At 56.5% G+C, this 20,505-nt stretch carries 18 protein-coding genes and 1 tRNA gene; all 19 read right to left on the bottom strand.

Features of this window, described 5'->3' with window-relative positions; all coding sequences use genetic code 11:
* Positions 1–5: 5 nt before the first annotated feature.
* Positions 6–830: a 50S ribosomal protein L2 gene (gene rplB / locus DCO48_RS06205; protein WP_116549734.1), complete on the bottom strand. Its 825-nt coding sequence runs from the start codon at positions 828–830 to the stop codon at positions 6–8.
* Between the two features lie 14 nt (positions 831–844).
* A complete protein-coding gene (gene rplW / locus DCO48_RS06200; RefSeq protein ID WP_010220306.1) occupies positions 845–1,144 on the bottom strand; it encodes a 50S ribosomal protein L23 in 300 nt (99 codons plus the stop codon).
* A complete protein-coding gene (gene rplD / locus DCO48_RS06195) occupies positions 1,141–1,743 on the bottom strand; it encodes a 50S ribosomal protein L4 (protein WP_010220305.1) in 603 nt (200 codons plus the stop codon). Before rplD ends, rplW begins: the two co-directional genes overlap by 4 nt.
* Before the next feature lie 12 nt (positions 1,744–1,755).
* Entirely contained in the window at positions 1,756–2,391 is a 636-nt protein-coding gene (rplC, locus tag DCO48_RS06190) for a 50S ribosomal protein L3 (protein WP_116549733.1), read from the bottom strand.
* A gap of 81 nt (positions 2,392–2,472) precedes the next feature.
* Positions 2,473–2,784, bottom strand: coding sequence for a 30S ribosomal protein S10 (gene rpsJ, locus DCO48_RS06185; RefSeq protein ID WP_003186070.1), 312 nt, complete (start codon positions 2,782–2,784; stop codon positions 2,473–2,475).
* A 143-nt stretch (positions 2,785–2,927) separates the two neighbouring features.
* The gene (tuf, locus tag DCO48_RS06180; protein WP_028614144.1) at positions 2,928–4,121 is read right to left on the bottom strand and encodes an elongation factor Tu; all 1,194 of its coding nucleotides are present in this window, start codon (positions 4,119–4,121) and stop codon (positions 2,928–2,930) included.
* A 30-nt stretch (positions 4,122–4,151) separates the two neighbouring features.
* Positions 4,152–6,299, bottom strand: coding sequence for an elongation factor G (fusA, locus tag DCO48_RS06175; RefSeq protein WP_116549732.1), 2,148 nt, complete (start codon positions 6,297–6,299; stop codon positions 4,152–4,154).
* A gap of 30 nt (positions 6,300–6,329) precedes the next feature.
* Complete coding sequence (rpsG, locus tag DCO48_RS06170; protein WP_007925959.1) at positions 6,330–6,800, bottom strand: 30S ribosomal protein S7; 471 nt, start codon at positions 6,798–6,800, stop codon at positions 6,330–6,332.
* Between the two features lie 119 nt (positions 6,801–6,919).
* Positions 6,920–7,291, bottom strand: a complete 372-nt coding sequence (gene rpsL / locus DCO48_RS06165) for a 30S ribosomal protein S12 (protein WP_003186084.1) — start codon at positions 7,289–7,291, stop codon at positions 6,920–6,922.
* 204 nt (positions 7,292–7,495) lie between these two features.
* Positions 7,496–11,695 carry a DNA-directed RNA polymerase subunit beta' gene (rpoC, locus tag DCO48_RS06160; RefSeq protein ID WP_116549731.1) on the bottom strand — a complete coding sequence of 1,400 codons (4,200 nt, stop codon included), beginning with the start codon at positions 11,693–11,695 and terminating at the stop codon, positions 7,496–7,498.
* Positions 11,696–11,759: 64 nt separating this feature from the next.
* Positions 11,760–15,833 (bottom strand): DNA-directed RNA polymerase subunit beta, encoded by a 4,074-nt coding sequence (rpoB, locus tag DCO48_RS06155; protein WP_116549730.1) that lies wholly within the window; start codon positions 15,831–15,833, stop codon positions 11,760–11,762.
* A gap of 219 nt (positions 15,834–16,052) precedes the next feature.
* Entirely contained in the window at positions 16,053–16,418 is a 366-nt protein-coding gene (gene rplL, locus DCO48_RS06150) for a 50S ribosomal protein L7/L12 (protein WP_003255496.1), read from the bottom strand.
* Positions 16,419–16,498: 80 nt separating this feature from the next.
* Positions 16,499–16,999: a 50S ribosomal protein L10 gene (gene rplJ / locus DCO48_RS06145; RefSeq protein ID WP_028944939.1), complete on the bottom strand. Its 501-nt coding sequence runs from the start codon at positions 16,997–16,999 to the stop codon at positions 16,499–16,501.
* A gap of 198 nt (positions 17,000–17,197) precedes the next feature.
* Complete coding sequence (gene rplA / locus DCO48_RS06140) at positions 17,198–17,893, bottom strand: 50S ribosomal protein L1 (RefSeq protein ID WP_116549729.1); 696 nt, start codon at positions 17,891–17,893, stop codon at positions 17,198–17,200.
* Complete coding sequence (gene rplK, locus DCO48_RS06135; RefSeq protein ID WP_010220295.1) at positions 17,893–18,324, bottom strand: 50S ribosomal protein L11; 432 nt, start codon at positions 18,322–18,324, stop codon at positions 17,893–17,895. Before rplK ends, rplA begins: the two co-directional genes overlap by 1 nt.
* 119 nt (positions 18,325–18,443) lie before the next feature.
* Complete coding sequence (gene nusG, locus DCO48_RS06130; RefSeq protein WP_116549728.1) at positions 18,444–18,977, bottom strand: transcription termination/antitermination protein NusG; 534 nt, start codon at positions 18,975–18,977, stop codon at positions 18,444–18,446.
* Positions 18,978–18,986: 9 nt separating this feature from the next.
* Complete coding sequence (gene secE / locus DCO48_RS06125; RefSeq protein ID WP_116549727.1) at positions 18,987–19,355, bottom strand: preprotein translocase subunit SecE; 369 nt, start codon at positions 19,353–19,355, stop codon at positions 18,987–18,989.
* Between the two features lie 45 nt (positions 19,356–19,400).
* A tRNA-Trp gene (locus tag DCO48_RS06120) sits at positions 19,401–19,476 on the bottom strand.
* A 54-nt stretch (positions 19,477–19,530) separates the two neighbouring features.
* On the bottom strand, positions 19,531–20,505 hold a 975-nt coding region (gene tuf / locus DCO48_RS06115), incomplete at its 5' end, for an elongation factor Tu (protein ID WP_116549726.1).

Genomic DNA, 20,505 nt, shown 5'->3' with positions numbered 1-20,505 from the left:
TCTATTTACTTGCGACGACGGACGATCATGTTGTCGGTACGCTTATTACCACGAGTCTTAGCACCCTTAGTCGGGAAGCCCCATGGCGATACCGGATGACGACCACCGGAGGTACGACCTTCACCACCACCGTGCGGGTGGTCAACCGGGTTCATGGCAACACCACGAACGGTTGGGCGAACGCCACGCCAGCGTTTGGCACCAGCTTTACCCAGCGAACGCAGGCTGTGCTCGGAGTTCGAGACTTCACCCAGGGTCGCACGGCATTCAGCCAGGACTTTACGCATTTCACCAGAGCGCAGACGCAGGGTCACGTAGACACCTTCGCGAGCGATCAGCTGAGCCGAAGCACCAGCGGAACGAGCGATTTGTGCACCTTTGCCCGGCTTCAGTTCGATGCCGTGAATGGTGCTACCCACTGGGATGTTACGCAGTTGCAGGGAGTTGCCTGGCTTGATTGGAGCCAGAGCACCTGCGATCAGCTGATCGCCAGCTACAACGCCTTTAGGGGCGATGATGTAGCGACGCTCGCCGTCTGCGTAGCAGAGCAGTGCGATGTGAGCAGTACGGTTTGGATCGTATTCGATACGCTCGACAGTGGCGGCGATGCCGTCCTTGTCATTGCGACGGAAGTCGACCAGACGATAATGCTGCTTATGACCACCACCTACGTGACGAGTAGTGATGCGGCCATTGTTGTTACGACCACCAGACTTCGATTTTTTCTCGAGCAGCGGTGCGTGAGGAGCGCCTTTGTGCAGCTCCTTGTTGACCACCTTGACCACAAAACGGCGGCCAGGGGAAGTCGGTTTGCATTTAACGATTGCCATGATGCACCCCTTCCTTACTCAGCACTGCTGCTGAAATCGAGATCTTGGCCTGGCTGAAGGGAGACGATCGCCTTCTTCCAGTCATTACGCTTGCCCAGACCACGTGCGGTACGCTTGGTTTTACCCAGAACGTTAACAGTCGACACGTTTTCGACTTTTACGCCGAACAGGCCTTCGACAGCTTTCTTGATTTCCAGCTTGGTTGCATCAGTAGCAACCTTGAATACGAACTGGCCTTTTTTCTCAGCCAGAACGGTAGCCTTCTCGGAAACATGCGGGCCAAGGAGGACTTTAAATACGCGTTCCTGGTTCATCCCAGCAGCTCCTCGAATTTCTTCACGGCCGACACAGTGATCAACACTTTGTCGTATGCGATCAGACTGACCGGATCGGAACCCTGTACGTCACGTACGTCGACGTGCGGCAGGTTACGAGCAGCCAGGTACAGATTCTGATCAACAGCGTCAGAAACGATCAGTACGTCGCTCAGACCCATGCCGTTCAGCTTGTTCAGCAGGTCTTTGGTTTTCGGCGCTTCAACAGCGAAGTCCTGAACCACGACCAGACGGTCGGTACGCACCAGCTCGGCGAGGATGGAACGCATTGCTGCGCGGTACATCTTCTTGTTGAGCTTTTGCGAGTGGTCTTGAGGACGAGCTGCGAAGGTGGTACCGCCGCCACGCCAGATTGGGCTACGGATAGTACCGGCACGAGCGCGACCAGTACCCTTCTGACGCCATGGGCGCTTACCGCCACCAGCAACGTCGGAACGGGTTTTCTGTTGCTTGGTGCCTTGACGGCCGCCGGCCATGTAGGCCACGACTGCTTGGTGAACCAGCGTCTCGTTGAATTCGCCACCGAAAGTCAGTTCGGAAACTTCGATCGCTTGAGCGTCATTTACATTTAGTTGCATGTCAGCTTCCCCTTAACCGCGAGCCTTGGCAGCCGGACGCACAACCAGATCGCCGCCAGTAGCGCCAGGAACGGCACCCTTGACCAGCAACAGATTGCGTTCAGCGTCGACGCGCACTACTTCCAGGGACTGAACGGTCACGCGCTCGGCGCCCATGTGACCGGACATTTTTTTGCCCTTGAATACACGACCAGGAGTCTGGCACTGGCCGATAGAGCCCGGGACGCGGTGGGAAACGGAGTTACCGTGGGTATTGTCTTGACCGCGGAAATTCCAACGCTTGATGGTACCGGCGAAGCCTTTACCTTTCGACTGACCGGTAACATCTACCATTTGGCCAGCTGCGAAGATTTCTGCATTGATCAAGTCGCCAGCCTGGTACTCGCCTTCTTCAAGACGGAATTCCCAGACACCGCGACCAGCGGCAACGTTCGCTTTAGCGAAGTGACCTGCCTGAGCAGCAGTCACACGCGAAGCACGACGCTCGCCGACAGTGACTTGCACTGCACGGTAGCCATCGGTTTCTTCGGTTTTGAACTGGGTGACGCGATTCGGCTCGATCTCAATGACCGTGACCGGAATGGAGACACCTTCTTCGGTGAAAATACGGGTCATACCGCATTTACGACCGACTACACCAATAGTCATGTTGTAAACCTCATGAGTGTACGGGGCTTTCACCCGCTATGGCCGCCCATTTCAGAGCGTTACACGACTAAGACCCAAGTCTTAGCCGAGGCTGATCTGCACTTCCACACCTGCTGCAAGATCAAGCTTCATAAGCGCATCAACGGTTTTATCCGTTGGCTGGACGATGTCCAGAACGCGCTTATGAGTACGGATCTCGTACTGGTCACGCGCGTCTTTGTTGACGTGCGGGGAGACCAGAACGGTGAACCGCTCTTTGCGAGTAGGCAGTGGAATTGGACCACGCACTTGAGCACCAGTACGTTTCGCGGTTTCCACGATTTCCTGGGTGGATTGGTCGATCAGGCGATGGTCAAAAGCCTTCAACCTGATACGGATTTGCTGATTTTGCATTGGATTTCAGACTCCAGGCTGCTATTCCCACCGGGCGCACTACGCCCGTTAAAAGGAGGCGTGATTCTATAGACGCCCCTATTGGGTGTCAACCCAATAAAAAAAGCCCCCGCTGAGCGGGGGCTTTTTCAACCTATCGAGAATTACTCGATGATTTTGGCTACGACGCCAGCGCCGACGGTACGACCGCCTTCACGGATAGCGAAACGCAGACCATCTTCCATTGCGATGGTTTTGATCAGGGTAACAGTCATCTGAATGTTATCGCCTGGCATTACCATTTCAACGCCTTCTGGCAGCTCGCAGTTACCGGTCACGTCAGTAGTACGGAAGTAGAACTGTGGACGGTAGCCTTTGAAGAACGGAGTGTGACGACCGCCTTCTTCCTTGCTCAGAACGTAAACTTCTGCAGTGAACTTGGTGTGCGGCTTAACCGAACCCGGCTTAACCAGAACCTGACCACGCTCAACGTCGTCACGCTTGGTGCCACGCAGCAGAACGCCGCAGTTCTCGCCAGCACGACCTTCGTCCAGCAGCTTGCGGAACATCTCAACACCGGTGCAGGTGGTGGTGGTGGTGTCACGCAGACCAACGATTTCCAGCGGATCCTGAACGCGGACGATACCACGCTCGATACGACCGGTAACAACGGTACCACGACCCGAGATCGAGAACACGTCTTCGATTGGCATCAGGAACGGCTTGTCGATAGCGCGCTCTGGCTCTGGGATGTAGCTGTCCAGAGTTTCAACCAGTTTCTTGACGGCAGTGGTGCCCATCTCGTTATCGTCTTTGCCTTCCAGCGCCATACGAGCCGAACCGATGATGATCGGGGTGTCGTCGCCTGGGAAGTCGTAGGTGCTCAGCAGGTCGCGAACTTCCATCTCGACCAGTTCCAGCAGCTCAGCGTCGTCTACCAGGTCAGCCTTGTTCAGGAAGACCACGATGTACGGAACGCCAACCTGACGGGACAGCAGGATGTGCTCACGGGTTTGTGGCATCGGACCATCAGCGGCCGAGCAAACCAGGATCGCGCCGTCCATCTGGGCAGCACCGGTGATCATGTTCTTCACGTAGTCAGCGTGACCTGGGCAGTCAACGTGAGCGTAGTGACGAATGTTCGAGTTGTACTCGACGTGCGCGGTGTTGATGGTGATACCACGAGCCTTTTCTTCTGGCGCGCTGTCGATCTTGTCGAATTCAACGACAGCCGAACCGAAAACTTCGGAGCAGACGCGAGTCAGAGCAGCAGTCAGAGTGGTTTTACCGTGGTCAACGTGACCGATGGTGCCAACGTTGACGTGCGGAAGGGAACGATCAAATTTTTCTTTAGCCACGACAGTGAACCTCTTGCCTAAAGGGCTGGATTAGCCTTGTTTTTTAACGAGTGCTTCGACGATATTCGACGGAGCTTCGGCGTATTTGGAGAATTCCATGGAGTAGCTCGCGCGACCCTGAGACATGGAACGGACGTCGGTCGCATAACCGAACATTTCTCCGAGCGGAACTTCAGCACGGACAACCTTGCCGGACACCGAATCTTCCATACCCTGGATCAGACCACGACGACGGTTCAGGTCACCCATCACGTCACCCATGTAGTCCTCAGGGGTCACAACTTCTACCTTCATGATCGGCTCAAGCACTTTACCGCCGCCTTTGGCTGCGAGTTGCTTGGTCGCCATGGAGGCCGCTACCTTGAACGCCATCTCGTTGGAGTCGACGTCGTGGTAGGAACCATCAAACACGGTTGCCTTCAGGCCGATCAGCGGATAGCCGGCAACGATGCCGTTCTTCATCTGCTCTTCGATACCCTTCTGGATAGCCGGGATGTATTCCTTCGGAACCACACCACCAACAACTTCGTTGGTGAACACCAGGCCTTCGGTGATGTTGCCGCTTGCATCCACTTCTGGCTGCGAGAAACGGATCCAGCAGTGACCGAACTGACCACGACCACCGGACTGACGAACGAACTTACCTTCGATCTCGACGTTGTCCTTGGTGATCTGCTCGCGGTACGAAACCTGCGGCTTACCGATGTTGGCTTCGACGTTGAATTCACGCTTCATGCGGTCAACGAGGATGTCCAGGTGAAGCTCGCCCATACCGGAAATGATGGTCTGGCCGGTTTCTTCGTCAGTTTTGACGCGGAACGACGGGTCTTCCTGAGCCAGCTTGCCCAGTGCGATACCCATCTTCTCCTGGTCCTGCTTGGTCTTCGGCTCAACAGCTACCGAGATCACCGGCTCAGGGAAGTCCATACGCTCAAGAATGATTGGCTTGTCGGCGTTGCAGAGGGTGTCACCAGTGGTGACGTCCTTCATACCGATCAGAGCGGCGATGTCGCCCGCCAATACTTCTTTGATCTCTTCACGCTGGTTGGCGTGCATCTGCACCATACGACCAACGCGCTCTTTCTTGCCCTTGACCGAGTTGATCACGGAGTCGCCGGATTGCAGCATACCCGAGTAAACACGGACGAAAGTCAGCGTACCAACGAACGGGTCGGTGGCAATCTTGAACGCCAGAGCCGAGAACGGCTCGTTGTCGTCGGCGTGACGCTCATCGTAATCAGCGTCGACCAGCTCGTCCTTCGGCTTCTCGATCAGGTCAGGATGGATACCCTTGATCGCAGGAATTTCGGTCGGAGCAGGCAGGAAGTCGATGACAGCATCGAGAACCAGAGGAACGCCCTTGTTCTTGAAGGAAGAACCACAGACAGCCGGAACGATCTCGCTGGCCAGGGTGCGCGCACGCAGACCGGCTTTGATTTCTTCGACGGTCAGCTCACCTTCTTCAAGGTACTTGTTCATCAGCTCTTCGGTGGCTTCTGCAGCGGCCTCAACCATATTGGCGCGCCATTCTTCAGCCAGCTCCAGCATATCGGCAGGAATGTCTTCCTCGCGATAGGTGGTGCCCTTGTCGTCTTCGTTCCAGTAGATAGCCTTCATCTTGATCAGGTCAACCTGACCCTGGAAGTTATCTTCCGAACCGATAGCCAGCTGGACAGGAACCGGGGTGTGACCCAGACGGTTCTTGATCTGACCAACTACGCGCAGGAAGTCAGCACCTGCACGGTCCATCTTGTTCACGTAAACAACACGTGGAACGCCGTACTTGTTGGCCTGACGCCATACGGTTTCGGACTGCGGCTCAACACCGGAGGTACCGCAGAACACAACGACCGCGCCGTCGAGCACGCGCAGCGAACGTTCTACTTCAATGGTGAAGTCAACGTGGCCGGGGGTATCGATGACGTTTACGCGATAGTTGTCGTACTGGCCACGGGAACCTTTCCAGAAGGTAGTAACAGCAGCGGAGGTAATGGTAATACCCCGCTCCTGCTCCTGCACCATCCAGTCGGTGGTCGCGGCGCCGTCATGCACCTCGCCCATTTTGTGGCTCAGACCTGTGTAGAACAGGATCCGCTCAGTAGTAGTGGTCTTGCCCGCATCAACGTGCGCGCAAATACCAATGTTACGGTAGCGGTTGATAGGAGTAGTACGAGCCATAGAGCCCTCGCAAAAATAGTGATGCCTGAATTAGAAGCGGTAGTGCGAGAACGCTTTGTTGGCTTCGGCCATACGGTGTACGTCTTCACGCTTCTTGACTGCAGCACCTTTGCCTTCAGCGGCATCCAGCAGTTCGCCAGCCAGGCGCAGAGCCATGGACTTCTCGCCGCGCTTACGGGCGAAGTCTACCAGCCAGCGCATTGCCAGGGCGTTACGACGGGATGGACGAACTTCGACAGGAACCTGGTAAGTAGCACCGCCAACACGGCGCGACTTCACTTCGACCAGCGGAGCGATGGCGTCGAGAGCTTTCTCGAAGATTTCCAGGGGATCGCTGTTCTTGCGTTCTTTGACCTTTTCCAGAGCACCGTAAACGATACGCTCTGCAACGGCCTTTTTGCCGCTTTCCATCACGTGGTTCATGAACTTGGCGAGAATCTGCGATCCGTATTTTGGATCGTCGAGAATCTCACGCTTGGCTGCTACACGACGTCTTGGCATTGATAAGCCCTCAAACGGTCTTCAGGTTAGCCCGGGACAGGAGACCCAACGGTCCGTGCCCGACCTTACTCTTATCGACTCAATAAAATGAATAACTGCAAACTGCTGCAAACGGCCGATTACTTCGGACGCTTGGTACCGTACTTCGAACGGCCTTGGTTACGACCTTTAACGCCGGAAGTATCCAGGGAACCGCGAACGGTGTGGTAACGAACACCCGGCAAGTCTTTTACACGACCGCCGCGGATCAGTACCACGCTGTGCTCTTGCAGGTTGTGGCCTTCACCGCCGATGTACGAGGAAACCTCGAAACCGTTGGTCAGACGCACACGGCATACTTTACGCAGTGCCGAGTTAGGTTTTTTCGGCGTGGTGGTGTACACACGGGTGCACACGCCACGACGTTGCGGGCAGTTCTGCAGCGCAGGAACGTCGGATTTCTCGACGATACGCTTACGCGGCTGACGTACCAGCTGGTTGATAGTTGCCATCTACTAGCTCCACTGTTGTCTTGCGACGCTATTGTCTTGCAAGAAAAGCAAAAATGGCAGGACAGAGTCCCACCAAATTTAGGGGTACAAGAGTCTAAAGAGGATCTTGCGCCCAGTCAAGGCGAGGCCCCAGCCTCCCCTTCCCGACCGTCGGCAACAAAATATGTCACCGACGACCGGATTGAGGTGGCCGGGGCCCTACCCTTAGTTGCCGCTGGAGTTCAGCGCTTCGGTCAGTGCAGCTTCCACTTCACTGGCGCTAACACGCAGCGGCTTGTCGGCATCACGGCGACGCTTACGCTCGCTGTGGTACGCCAGACCGGTACCGGCCGGGATCAGACGACCCACGACCACGTTTTCTTTCAGACCACGCAGGTAGTCGCGCTTGCCGGTTACCGCCGCTTCGGTCAGAACACGGGTGGTTTCCTGGAAGGAAGCCGCCGAGATGAACGATTCGGTCGACAGCGAGGCCTTGGTGATACCCAGCAGCACACGCGAGAACTTCGAGATGAACTTGTCTTCGGAGGCGAGACGCTCGTTCTCGACCAGCACCTGAGTCAGTTCCATCTGGTCGCCCTTGATGAAGCTGGAGTCACCCGATTCAGCGATCTCAACTTTACGCAGCATCTGACGCAAAATGGTCTCGATGTGCTTGTCGTTGATCTTCACGCCTTGCAGACGGTAAACGTCCTGGATCTCGTTGACGATGTACTTGGCCAGCGCGCTCACACCCAGCAGACGCAGGATGTCGTGCGGATCGCTCGGACCGTCGGAAATAACTTCACCGCGGTTCACTTGTTCGCCTTCGAAGACGTTCAGGTGACGCCACTTCGGAATCAGCTCCTCGTACGGATCGCTACCGTCGTTCGGGGTGATGACCAGACGGCGCTTGCCTTTGGTCTCTTTACCAAACGCGATGGTGCCGCTGACTTCAGCCAGAATCGAGGCTTCTTTCGGACGACGGGCTTCGAACAAGTCGGCAACCCGTGGCAGACCACCGGTGATGTCACGGGTCTTCGACGTTTCTTGCGGAATACGCGCAATAACGTCACCAACACCGATCTGTGCACCGTCGGCAACACCGACCAGGGCGTTCGCCGGCAGGAAGTACTGAGCCGGTACGTCGGTACCTGGCAGCAGCAGATCCTTGCCATTGGCGTCGACCATCTTGATTGCAGGACGGATTTCCTTGCCTGCAGCCGGACGGTCTTTGACGTCCAGAACTTCAATGTTGGTCAAACCAGTCAATTCGTCAGTCTGACGCTTGATGGTAATGCCTTCTTCCATGCCCACGAAGGTCACGGTACCTTTCATTTCGGTAACGATCGGGTGGGTGTGCGGGTCCCACTTGGCGACGATTGCGCCAGCGTCGACCTTGTCGCCTTCCTTCACGGAAATGACAGCACCATACGGCAGCTTGTAGCGCTCACGCTCACGACCGAACTCGTCGGCAATTGCCAACTCACCGGAACGCGAAACGGCTACCAGGTTACCGTCGGCACGCTCAACCTGCTTCAGGTTGTGCAGACGAACCATACCGCCGTTCTTCACCTGGACGCTGTCGGCAGCCGAGGTCCGGCTTGCAGCACCACCGATGTGGAACGTACGCATGGTCAGCTGGGTACCCGGCTCACCGATCGACTGGGCAGCGATAACGCCGACAGCCTCACCGATGTTCACCTGGTGACCGCGAGCCAGGTCACGACCGTAGCACTTGGCGCAAATACCGTAACGGGTTTCGCAGCTGATTGGCGAGCGCACGATTACTTCGTCGATGCTGTTCAGCTCGATGAACTCAACCCACTTCTCGTCGACCAGGGTGCCTGCAGGGACGATCACGTCGTCGGTGCCTGGCTTGAACACGTCACGGGCGATTACACGACCCAGTACACGCTCACCCAGCGGCTCTACAACGTCGCCGCCTTCAATGTGCGGCGTCATCAGCAGGCCTTGCTCGGTACCGCAGTCGATCTCGGTAACGACCAGATCCTGGGCAACGTCTACCAGACGGCGCGTGAGGTAACCGGAGTTCGCGGTTTTCAACGCGGTATCCGCCAGACCTTTACGAGCACCGTGAGTCGAGATGAAGTACTGGAGTACACTCAGACCTTCACGGAAGTTCGCGGTGATCGGCGTCTCGATGATCGAGCCGTCCGGCTTGGCCATCAGGCCACGCATACCGGCCAGCTGACGAATCTGAGCTGCCGAACCCCGGGCACCGGAGTCAGCCATCATGTACATCGAGTTGAAGGACTCTTGCTCGACTTCATTACCTTCGCGGTCGATGACCTTTTCTTTCGAAAGGTTGGCCATCATCGCCTTGGAAACTTCGTCGTTCGCCTTGGACCACAAGTCGATAACTTTGTTGTACTTCTCGCCCTGGGTTACCAGGCCGGAGGCGTACTGGCTTTCGATCTCTTTCACTTCGTCGGTAGCAGCACCGATGATGCGCGCCTTCTCGTCAGGGATAACGAAGTCGTTAACACCGATCGAAACGCCGGAAATGGTCGAATAAGCGAAACCGGTGTACATCAGCTGGTCAGCGAAGATAACGGTCTCTTTCAGACCCACCACGCGATAGCACTGGTTGATCAGCTTGGAGATCGCCTTCTTCTTCATCGGCTGGTTGACCACGTCGTACGACAGACCTGGTGGCACAACCTGGAACAGCAGCGCACGGCCGACGGTGGTGTCGACGATACGGGTGTTCTTGACGCTACCGCCATCACGGTCGTTCACGGTTTCGTTGATACGAACCTTGATCTTCGCGTGCAGGGCAGCTTCGCCGGCGCGGAATACGCGGTCGACTTCTTGCAGGTCGGCGAATACGCGACCTTCGCCCTTGGCGTTGATGGCTTCACGGGTCATGTAGTACAGACCCAGTACAACGTCCTGCGACGGAACGATGATTGGCTCACCGTTGGCTGGCGACAGAATGTTGTTGGTCGACATCATCAGCGCGCGCGCTTCGAGCTGGGCTTCCAGCGTCAGCGGCACGTGCACGGCCATTTGGTCACCGTCGAAGTCGGCGTTGTACGCGGCACAGACCAGCGGGTGCAGCTGGATAGCCTTACCTTCGATCAGTACTGGTTCAAAGGCCTGGATACCCAGACGGTGAAGGGTCGGTGCACGGTTGAGCAGTACGGGGTGTTCGCGAATCACTTCGGCGAGAACGTCCCACACCTCAGGCAGCTCGCGCTCGACCATCTTCTTGGCGGCCTTGATGGTGGTCGCCAGACCACGCATTTCCAGCTTGCCGAAAATGAACGGCTTGAACAGCTCAAGGGCCATCTTCTTCGGCAGACCGCACTGATGCAGACGCAGGGTCGGACCTACGGTAATTACCGAACGGCCCGAGTAGTCAACACGCTTACCGAGCAAGTTCTGACGGAAACGACCTTGCTTACCCTTGATCATGTCAGCCAGGGATTTCAGAGGACGCTTGTTCGAGCCAGTGATGGCACGGCCGCGACGACCGTTGTCGAGCAAGGCATCTACTGCTTCCTGCAGCATGCGCTTTTCGTTGCGCACGATGATGTCAGGCGCGGACAGGTCGAGCAGGCGCTTCAGACGGTTGTTACGGTTGATCACCCGACGGTACAGGTCGTTCAGGTCGGAAGTCGCGAAGCGACCACCATCCAGCGGAACCAGTGGACGCAGGTCTGGCGGCAGAACCGGCAGAACGGTCAGGACCATCCACTCAGGCAGGTTGCCCGAGCCCTGGAAGGCTTCCATCAGTTTCAGACGCTTGGACAGCTTCTTGATCTTGGTTTCCGAGTTGGTCTGCGGAATTTCTTCGCGCAGGCGGCCGATCTCGTGCTCCAGGTCGATAGCGTGCAGCAGCTCGCGGACAGCCTCGGCACCCATACGGGCGTCGAAGTCGTCGCCGAACTCTTCCAGCGCTTCGAAGTACTGCTCGTCGTTCAGCAACTGACCCTTTTCAAGGGTAGTCATGCCCGGATCGATAACGACGTAGCTCTCGAAGTAGAGAACGCGCTCGATATCACGCAGGGTCATGTCCATCAGCAGGCCGATACGGGACGGCAGGGACTTCAGGAACCAGATGTGGGCAACTGGGGAGGCCAGTTCGATGTGAGCCATGCGCTCACGACGGACCTTGGCCAGGGCGACTTCAACGCCGCACTTCTCACAGATGACACCACGGTGCTTCAGGCGCTTGTACTTACCGCACAGGCACTCGTAGTCCTTGACTGGGCCAAAGATCTTGGCGCAGAACAGACCGTCACGCTCAGGTTTGAACGTACGGTAGTTGATGGTTTCCGGCTTTTTAACTTCACCGAACGACCACGAACGGATCATCTCAGGCGATGCCAGTCCGATACGGATGGCGTCGAACTCTTCGACTTGACCCTGGTTTTTCAGCAAATTCAGTAGGTCTTTCAAGGCCTTTCCTCCTGGCGGAGCAGGGAGCGGGCTTTTCAGCCACGCTCCCGATTCGCGTCACGTGTTATTCGGTTTCCAGATCGATATCGATACCGAGCGAACGAATCTCTTTGATCAGCACGTTGAAGGACTCGGGCATGCCCGGCTCCATACGGTGATCGCCGTCCACGATGTTCTTGTACATCTTGGTCCGACCGTTCACGTCGTCCGACTTCACTGTGAGCATTTCTTGCAGGGTGTATGCCGCGCCGTATGCTTCCAGCGCCCACACTTCCATCTCCCCGAAACGCTGACCACCGAACTGCGCCTTACCACCCAGCGGCTGCTGGGTAACCAGGCTGTAAGAACCAGTGGAACGCGCGTGCATCTTGTCGTCCACCAAGTGGTTCAGCTTGAGCATGTACATGTAACCCACGGTCACATGGCGCTCGAACTTGTTACCGGTACGGCCATCGAACAGCTGCATCTGGCCGCTTTCTGGCATGTCTGCCAGTTTCAGCATGGCCTTGATCTCACGCTCCTTGGCACCGTCGAAGACTGGAGTGGCCATTGGCACACCGCCTTTGAGGTTCTTCGCCAAATCCAGGATTTCCTGGTCGGAGAAGTCTTCCAGGCTTTCCTGACGACCACCGATCTCGTTGTAGATCTCGGTGAGGAACTTGCGCAGCTCGATGACTTTGCGCTGCTCTTCAAGCATGCGGTTGATCTTCTCACCCAGACCTTTGGCTGCCAGGCCCAGGTGGGTTTCAAGGATCTGACCGACGTTCATACGCGATGGTACACCCAGTGGGTTGAGTACCACGTCAACCGGCGTACCGTTGGCGTCGTGCGGCATGTCTTCGACCGGCATGATCACGGAGACCACACCTTTGTTACCGTGACGACCGGCCATCTTGTCGCCCGGCTGGATGCGACGACGGATTGCCAGGTAGACCTTGACGATCTTCAGTACGCCCGGAGCCAGGTCATCGCCTTGCTGCAGCTTGCGCTTCTTGTCTTCGAACTTGTCGTCGAGCAGGCGGCGACGGTCAACGATGTAAGCCTGAGCTTTCTCGAGCTGCTCGTTGAGCGCGTCTTCTGCCATACGCAGCTTGAACCACTGACCGTGCTCCAGACCGTCCAGGACTTCATTGGTAATGACAGTGCCCTTCTTCAGGCCTGCACCACCATCGACTACCTGGCCGTTCAGGGCCGAGCGCAGACGCTCGAAGGTTGCGCCTTCGACGATGCGGAACTCTTCGTTCAGGTCCTTGCGGATTTCGTCCAGCTGCATCTTCTCGATGGACAGCGCACGGCTGTCGCGCTCGACGCCATCACGGGTGAAGACCTGTACGTCGATGACGGTACCTTTGGTGCCGGTAGGCACGCGCAGGGAGGTGTCTTTGACGTCGCTAGCCTTCTCACCAAAGATCGCGCGCAGCAGTTTTTCTTCCGGAGTCAGCTGGGTTTCGCCTTTTGGCGTTACCTTGCCGACCAGGATGTCGCCAGCGCCAACTTCAGCACCGACGTAAACGATACCGGCTTCATCCAGCTTGTTCAGCGCAGCTTCACCCACGTTCGGGATGTCCGCGGTGATTTCCTCTGGGCCAAGCTTGGTGTCACGGGCCACACAGGTCAGTTCCTGAATGTGGATCGTGGTGAAGCGGTCTTCCTGAACCACACGCTCGGACAGGCAGATGGAGTCTTCGAAGTTGAAGCCGTTCCATGCCATGAACGCGATGCGCATGTTCTGACCCAGTGCCAGTTCACCCATGTCGGTGGACGGGCCGTCGGCCATGATGTCGCCACGCTGAACCGAATCACCCTTGTTCACCAGCGGACGCTGGTTGATGCAGGTGTTCTGGTTCGAGCGGGTGTATTTGGTCAGGTTGTAGATGTCGACACCGGCTTCGCCAGTTTCAACTTCGTCATCAGCAACGCGAACCACGATACGACTGGCATCGACGGAATCGATCACACCGCCACGACGAGCCACGACGCAAACGCCGGAGTCACGTGCAACGTTGCGCTCCATGCCGGTACCTACCAGCGGCTTGTCGGCGCGCAGAGTCGGTACAGCCTGACGCTGCATGTTCGAACCCATCAACGCACGGTTGGCGTCGTCATGCTCGAGGAACGGAATCAGCGACGCTGCAACCGAAACTACCTGCTTCGGCGAAACGTCCATCAACGTGACGTCTTCTGGCGCCTTGACGGTGAATTCGTTCAGGTGACGAACAGCTACCAACTCGTCGATCAGCTGTTTCTTGTCGTTCATTGCGGCCGAAGCCTGAGCAATGACGTGATCCGCTTCTTCGATTGCCGACAGGAACACGATCTCGTCGGTAACCACACCCTCTTTCACCACACGGTACGGGCTTTCAAGGAAGCCGTACTGGTTGGTGCGGGCGTAGGCCGCCAGGGAGTTGATCAGACCGATGTTCGGACCTTCAGGCGTTTCGATCGGGCACACGCGGCCGTAGTGGGTCGGGTGTACGTCACGGACCTCAAAGCCTGCACGCTCACGGGTCAAACCACCAGGGCCGAGTGCAGAGACACGACGCTTGTGAGTGATCTCGGACAGCGGGTTGTTCTGGTCCATGAACTGCGACAGCTGGCTGGAACCGAAGAACTCTTTCACCGCCGCCGCAACGGGCTTGGCGTTGATCAGGTCTTGCGGCATCAGGCCTTCGCTTTCAGCCATCGACAGACGCTCTTTGACCGCGCGCTCTACACGCACCAGGCCAACGCGGAACTGGTTCTCGGCCATCTCGCCGACGCAGCGAACACGGCGGTTACCCAGGTGGTCGATGTCGTCGACGATGCCTTTGCCGTTACGGATGTCGACCAGGGTCTTCAGAACCTCGACGATATCTTCCTTGCTCAGCACGCCCGAACCTTCGATCTCGGTGCGACCGATACGACGGTTGAACTTCATGCGGCCAACAGCCGACAGGTCGTAACGCTCGGCGCTGAAGAACAGGTTGTTGAACAGGGTCTCGGCAGCATCCTTGGTTGGCGGCTCGCCAGGACGCATCATGCGATAGATCTCGACCAGCGCTTCCAGCTGGTTGCTGGTGGAGTCGATCTTCAGGGTGTCCGAGATGAACGGACCGCAGTCGATGTCGTTGGTGTACAGGGTCTCGATGCGAACAACCTGAGCCTTGGCAATTTTCACCAGGACGTCGGTGCTCAGCTCGGTGTTGCACTCAGCCAGGATCTCGCCAGTTGCAGGGTGCACGATTGCCTTGGCAGTAGTGCGGCCCAGGACGTATTCCAGAGGAACGTCCAGCTGCTTGACACCAGCTTTTTCGAGCTGGTTGATGTGGCGAGCGGTAATACGGCGACCCTGCTCGACAATGACCTTGCCGCTGTCGTCATGGATGTCCATGACCGCGATTTCACCACGCAGACGCTGCGGAACCAGTTCCAGGCTCAGTTTTTCGCCGGACACATGGAAAACGTTGGTGGTGTAGAAGGCGTCCAGCACTTCTTCAGTGCTGTAGCCCAGCGCACGCAGCAGCACCGAAGCAGGCAATTTGCGGCGACGGTCGATACGGACGAATACGCAGTCTTTCGGGTCGAACTCGAAGTCCAACCACGAACCGCGGTAAGGAATGATCCGCGCCGAGTAGAGCAGCTTGCCCGAGCTGTGAGTCTTGCCACGGTCGTGGTCGAAGAACACACCTGGCGAACGGTGCAGCTGGGAAACAATTACACGCTCGGTACCGTTGATAACGAAGGTACCGTTTTCAGTCATCAGGGGGATTTCACCCATGTAGACTTCTTGCTCTTTGATGTCCTTGATCGCTTTGTTCGACGATTCTTTGTCGAAAATGATCAGGCGCACTTTTACCCGCAGCGGTACGGCGTAGGTTACGCCACGCAGCACGCATTCTTTGACATCAAAAGCTGGTTCGCCCAGACGATAGCCAACGTACTCCAGGGCAGCATTGCCGGAGTAGCTGATGATCGGGAAAACCGATTTGAAGGCCGCATGCAGGCCCACGTCGCGGAACTGATCTTTGGTCGCTCCCGCTTGCAAGAATTCACGATACGAATCCAGCTGGATGGCCAGGAGGTAAGGCACATCCATGACGTCCGGCAACTTGCTAAAGTCCTTGCGGATACGTTTTTTCTCAGTGTATGAGTAAGCCATCAGCGTTCCCCAGCTTGGTCACCTGCTTGTTTGGCTTCTCCCGACGGGAGCAGCCAGAAAATCGTGCAAACCCCATGGTTTGCGCCACCGTCATCGGTGGTTGAAGCACGTTATTGGCGCCGACCTGATCAGCCGCCAATAACGGAAAAAGGCCGGTGGCAAGAGCCACCAGCCATCAGCCGTTTGCTTAGCGCTCGGGCTGGAGTCGCAAAGTCGAAATTACTTGAGTTCGACTTTAGCGCCTGCTTCTTCCAGCTTCTTCTTGGCGTCTTCAGCAGCTTCTTTCGAAACGCCTTCAGCGACAACCTGAGGAGCGCCGTCAACTTTCTCTTTGGCTTCTTTCAGGCCCAGACCGGTCAGTTCACGAACGGCCTTGATCACGTTGACTTTCTTATCGCCGGCTTCAACCAGAACAACGTTGAACTCGGTTTGCTCTTCAACAACGGCAGCAGCAGCAGCTGGGCCAGCAGCGGCAACAGCAGCGGTAACGCCGAAGGTTTCTTCCATTGCTTTGATCAGCTCAACAACTTCCAGAACGGTTTTCTGGCCGATTGCTTCGATGATTTGCTCGTTAGTCAGAGACATGACTATTAATTCCTGTATTGGGGTGACAGCCTACGCAGCCATCAAATTAAACATGTGATTTTGAAAGTGCTCTGCGTGCCTTAGGCAGCGGTAGCTTCTTTCTGGTCGCGAATAGCTGCCAAAGTACGAGCCAGCTTGCTGGTAGCGCCTTGGATCACGCTCATCAGTTTCGCGATAGCTTCGTCGCGGGTCGGCAGGGTAGCCAACACGTCGATTTCGTTAGCGGCAAGGAACTTGCCGTCGAACGCAGCTGCCTTGATCTCGAACTTGTCCTGACCCTTGGCGAACTCTTTGAACAGACGGGCGGCGGCGCCCGGGTGCTCGTTGGAGAATGCAATCAGGGTAGGGCCAGTGAAGGCGTCGTTGAGGACACTGAATTCAGTATCAGCAACAGCGCGCTTGAGCAGGGTGTTACGTACAACACGTACGTAAACGCCAGCTTCACGAGCCTCTTTACGGAGTCCGGTCATTGCGCCTACAGTCACACCACGGGCATCAGCCACGACAGCGGACAGAGCGACTTTGGCAGCCTCGTTGACTTCAGCGACGATGGCCTTCTTGTCTTCGAGTTTAATTGCCACGGGTAAAACTCCTGCTTGTTACCGTTTCATCTGGCCGAAGCCGGATGTCGTTTTGGTGTCTGATTCGGTAAGGAACCGGGAGCACCATCTGCGTAGGCTCAGGGTTTAAGGCTTGCGCCGCCTACGGTCTTGGATAGCCCCCGCCAGGCAGGGACCCCAATCTTGCAGCAGGCGTGATCACTCACGCCGGCGTTTGTCTTACGCGTTCAGCGAGCTCTGATCGATAACCAGACCTGGGCCCATAGTGGTGCTCAGGGTAACGCGCTTAACGTAGATACCTTTCGAGGAAGCTGGCTTGATACGCTTCAGATCAGCGATCAGGGCTTCAACGTTTTCCTTCAGCTTGCCAGCTTCAAAGCCGATTTTGCCAACGGAAGTGTGGATGATGCCGTTTTTGTCGGTGCGATAACGGACCTGACCAGCCTTGGCGTTCTTAACCGCGGTGGCTACGTCTGGAGTTACGGTGCCGACTTTCGGGTTAGGCATCAGGCCGCGAGGACCCAGAACCTGACCCAACTGACCTACAACACGCATTGCGTCCGGGGAAGCAATAACGACGTCATAGTTCAGGTCGCCGCCTTTCATTTCGGCAGCCAGGTCGTCCATACCTACACGGTCAGCGCCGGCAGCCAGAGCGGCCTCAGCAGCTGGACCCTGGGTGAAGACGGCAACACGTACGGTCTTGCCAGTGCCGTGTGGCAGCACAGTAGCGCTACGAACGACCTGGTCGGATTTACGTGGGTCAACGCCGAGGTTGACGGCAACATCGAAGGATTCGCTGAACTTCACGGTGGACAGTTCGGCCAGCAGGGTTGCTGCTTCTTCGAAGTTGTAGACTTTGCCCGCTTCGATTTTCGAAGCGATAGCCTTTTGGCGCTTGGTCAGCTTAGCCATTACACACCCTCCACGTTGAGGCCCATGCTGCGAGCAGAACCGGCGATGGTACGCACGGCTGCATCCATGTCAGCAGCGGTCAGATCAGCATTTTTGGTTTTTGCGATCTCTTCCAGCTGAGCACGGGTCACAGTACCGACTTTAACGGTGTTAGGACGTGCAGAACCGCTGGTCAGGCCAGCTGCCTTTTTCAGCAGGACCGAAGCAGGGGTGCTTTTGGTTTCGAAGGTGAAGCTACGGTCACTGTAAACAGTGATGATCACAGGAGTCGGCAGGCCGGCTTCTTGACCCTGAGTACGGGCGTTGAAGGCCTTGCAGAATTCCATGATGTTCACACCGTGTTGACCCAGTGCTGGACCAACGGGTGGGCTAGGGTTGGCCTGGCCGGCCTTTACTTGCAGCTTGATGTAAGCCTGAATCTTCTTAGCCATGAGCTACTCCAATATCGGGTACGAACGCCATGAGGCTCCCCGGGTTACTTACGTTTTATCCCAGTGACGACAAAACCCCGCAGCACATAGGGCTGCGGGGTATGGGATGCTTCGTTCTGTCAGACCTTTTCGACCTGGCTGAACTCGAGCTCCACCGGGGTAGAGCGACCGAAAATAAGCACAGCCACCTGGAGCCTGCTCTTCTCGTAGTTAACTTCTTCGACAGTGCCGTTGAAATCAGCAAACGGACCATCGGTAACACGAACCACTTCACCCGGCTCGAAGAGCGTCTTCGGCTTAGGCTTGTCACTGCCATCGGCAACGCGACGAAGAATGGCTTCAGCCTCTTTATCGGTGATTGGCGCAGGCTTATCTGCAGTACCACCAATGAAGCCCATGACACGCGGGGTATCCTTGACCAAGTGCCAAGTCCCTTCGTTCATGTCCATCTGCACCAGCACATAGCCAGGGAAGAACTTACGTTCGCTTTTGCGCTTCTGGCCATTGCGCATCTCAACCACTTCTTCAGTGGGGACCAGAATTTCGCCGAAGCCGTCTTCCATGCCTGCCAGCTTTACGCGCTCGATCAGCGAGCGCATCACATGCTTCTCGTAACCCGAGTATGCATGCACAACGTACCAACGCTTAGCCACAGGACACCCTTAGCCAACAATCAAGGAAATCAACCAGCCGAGCAGGGAGTCAAGACCCCACAACAGCAGCGCCATGACCAGAACGACAGCCACAACAATCAGCGTGGTCTGCATGGTCTCTTGGCGGGTCGGCCATACGACTTTACGAATCTCGGTGCGAGCTTCCTTTGCCAGCGCAAAGAACGACTTGCCTTTTGCAGTCTGAAGCGCGATAAACGCAGCAGCCGCAGCAAGGACAAGCAGCACAATAACGCGATACAGAATCGGAGAGGCGGAGTAGTACTGGTTACCGACTACACCGACGACCACCAAAGCGACAACAGCCAGCCACTTGAGCAGATCAAAACGAGAGTCTTGGGCTTCAGCCTTGGGAGTCATCTAGGAGGATCCTGTGAAAAGAAAGCCAGACACACGAGGTGAATCTGGCAGGTCAGGAGGGAATCGAACCCCCAACCTACGGTTTTGGAGACCGTCGCTCTGCCAATTGAGCTACTGACCTAAAAGCTTAATCAGGCCGACCATTATGTCGGCCCGATCGAGATAAATCAACTACTTATTCGATTACTTTGGCTACGACGCCAGCGCCGACGGTACGACCGCCTTCACGGATAGCGAAACGCAGACCATCTTCCATTGCGATGGTTTTGATCAGGGTAACAGTCATCTGAATGTTATCGCCTGGCATTACCATTTCAACGCCTTCTGGCAGCTCGCAGTTACCGGTCACGTCAGTAGTACGGAAGTAGAACTGCGGACGGTAGCCTTTGAAGAACGGAGTGTGACGACCGCCTTCTTCCTTGCTCAGAACGTAAACTTCTGCAGTGAACTTGGTGTGCGGCTTAACCGAACCCGGCTTAACCAGAACCTGACCACGCTCAACGTCGTCACGCTTGGTGCCACGCAGCAGAACGCCGCAGTTCTCGCCAGCACGACCTTCGTCCAGCAGCTTGCGGAACATCTCAACACCGGTGCAGGTGGTGGTGGTGGTGTCACGCAGACCAACGATTTCCAGCGGATCCTGAACGCGGACGATACCACGCTCGATACGACCGGTAACAACGGTACCACGACCCGAGATCGAGAACACGTCTTCGATTGGCATCAGGAACGGCTTGTCGATAGCGCGCTCTGGCTCCGGGATGTAGCTGTCCAGAGTTTCAACCAGTTTCTTGACGGCAGTGGTGCCCATCTCGTTATCGTCTTTGCCTTCCAGCGCCATACGAGCCGAACCGATGATGATCGGGGTGTCGTCGCCTGGGAAGTCGTAGGTGCTCAGCAGGTCGCGAACTTCCATCTCGACCAGTTCCAGCAGCTCAGCGTCGTCTACCAGGTCAGCCTTGTTCAGGAAGACCACGATGTACGGAACGCCAACCTGACGGGACAGCAGGATGTGCTCACGGGTTTGTGGCATCGGACCATCAGCGGCCGAGCAAACCAGGATCGCGCCGTCCATCTGGGCAGCACCGGTGATCATGTTCTTCACGTAGTCAGCGTGACCTGGGCAGTCAACGTGAGCGTAGTGACGAAT

The organism is Pseudomonas sp. SDI, assembly GCF_003105155.1.
Taxonomy (GTDB): Bacteria; Pseudomonadota; Gammaproteobacteria; order Pseudomonadales; family Pseudomonadaceae; genus Aquipseudomonas.
This window is presented reverse-complemented; position numbering and strand designations above follow the sequence as displayed.

What these genes read in the sequence shown, in the direction of transcription:
- rpoB (WP_116549730.1), bottom strand. Translation starts at nt 15,833, where the DNA reads ATGGCTTACTCATACACTGAGAAAAAACGTATCCGCAAGGACTTTAGC.
- fusA (WP_116549732.1), bottom strand. Translation starts at nt 6,299, where the DNA reads ATGGCTCGTACTACTCCTATCAACCGCTACCGTAACATTGGTATTTGC.
- rplK (WP_010220295.1), bottom strand. Translation starts at nt 18,324, where the DNA reads ATGGCTAAGAAGATTCAGGCTTACATCAAGCTGCAAGTAAAGGCCGGC.
- rpsL (WP_003186084.1), bottom strand. Translation starts at nt 7,291, where the DNA reads ATGGCAACTATCAACCAGCTGGTACGTCAGCCGCGTAAGCGTATCGTC.
- rpsG (WP_007925959.1), bottom strand. Translation starts at nt 6,800, where the DNA reads ATGCCAAGACGTCGTGTAGCAGCCAAGCGTGAGATTCTCGACGATCCA.
- rplD (WP_010220305.1), bottom strand. Translation starts at nt 1,743, where the DNA reads ATGCAACTAAATGTAAATGACGCTCAAGCGATCGAAGTTTCCGAACTG.
- rplC (WP_116549733.1), bottom strand. Translation starts at nt 2,391, where the DNA reads ATGACTATTGGTGTAGTCGGTCGTAAATGCGGTATGACCCGTATTTTC.
- rplB (WP_116549734.1), bottom strand. Translation starts at nt 830, where the DNA reads ATGGCAATCGTTAAATGCAAACCGACTTCCCCTGGCCGCCGTTTTGTG.
- rplA (WP_116549729.1), bottom strand. Translation starts at nt 17,893, where the DNA reads ATGGCTAAGCTGACCAAGCGCCAAAAGGCTATCGCTTCGAAAATCGAA.
- rplL (WP_003255496.1), bottom strand. Translation starts at nt 16,418, where the DNA reads ATGTCTCTGACTAACGAGCAAATCATCGAAGCAATCGGCCAGAAAACC.
- secE (WP_116549727.1), bottom strand. Translation starts at nt 19,355, where the DNA reads ATGACTCCCAAGGCTGAAGCCCAAGACTCTCGTTTTGATCTGCTCAAG.
- rplW (WP_010220306.1), bottom strand. Translation starts at nt 1,144, where the DNA reads ATGAACCAGGAACGCGTATTTAAAGTCCTCCTTGGCCCGCATGTTTCC.
- rpsJ (WP_003186070.1), bottom strand. Translation starts at nt 2,784, where the DNA reads ATGCAAAATCAGCAAATCCGTATCAGGTTGAAGGCTTTTGACCATCGC.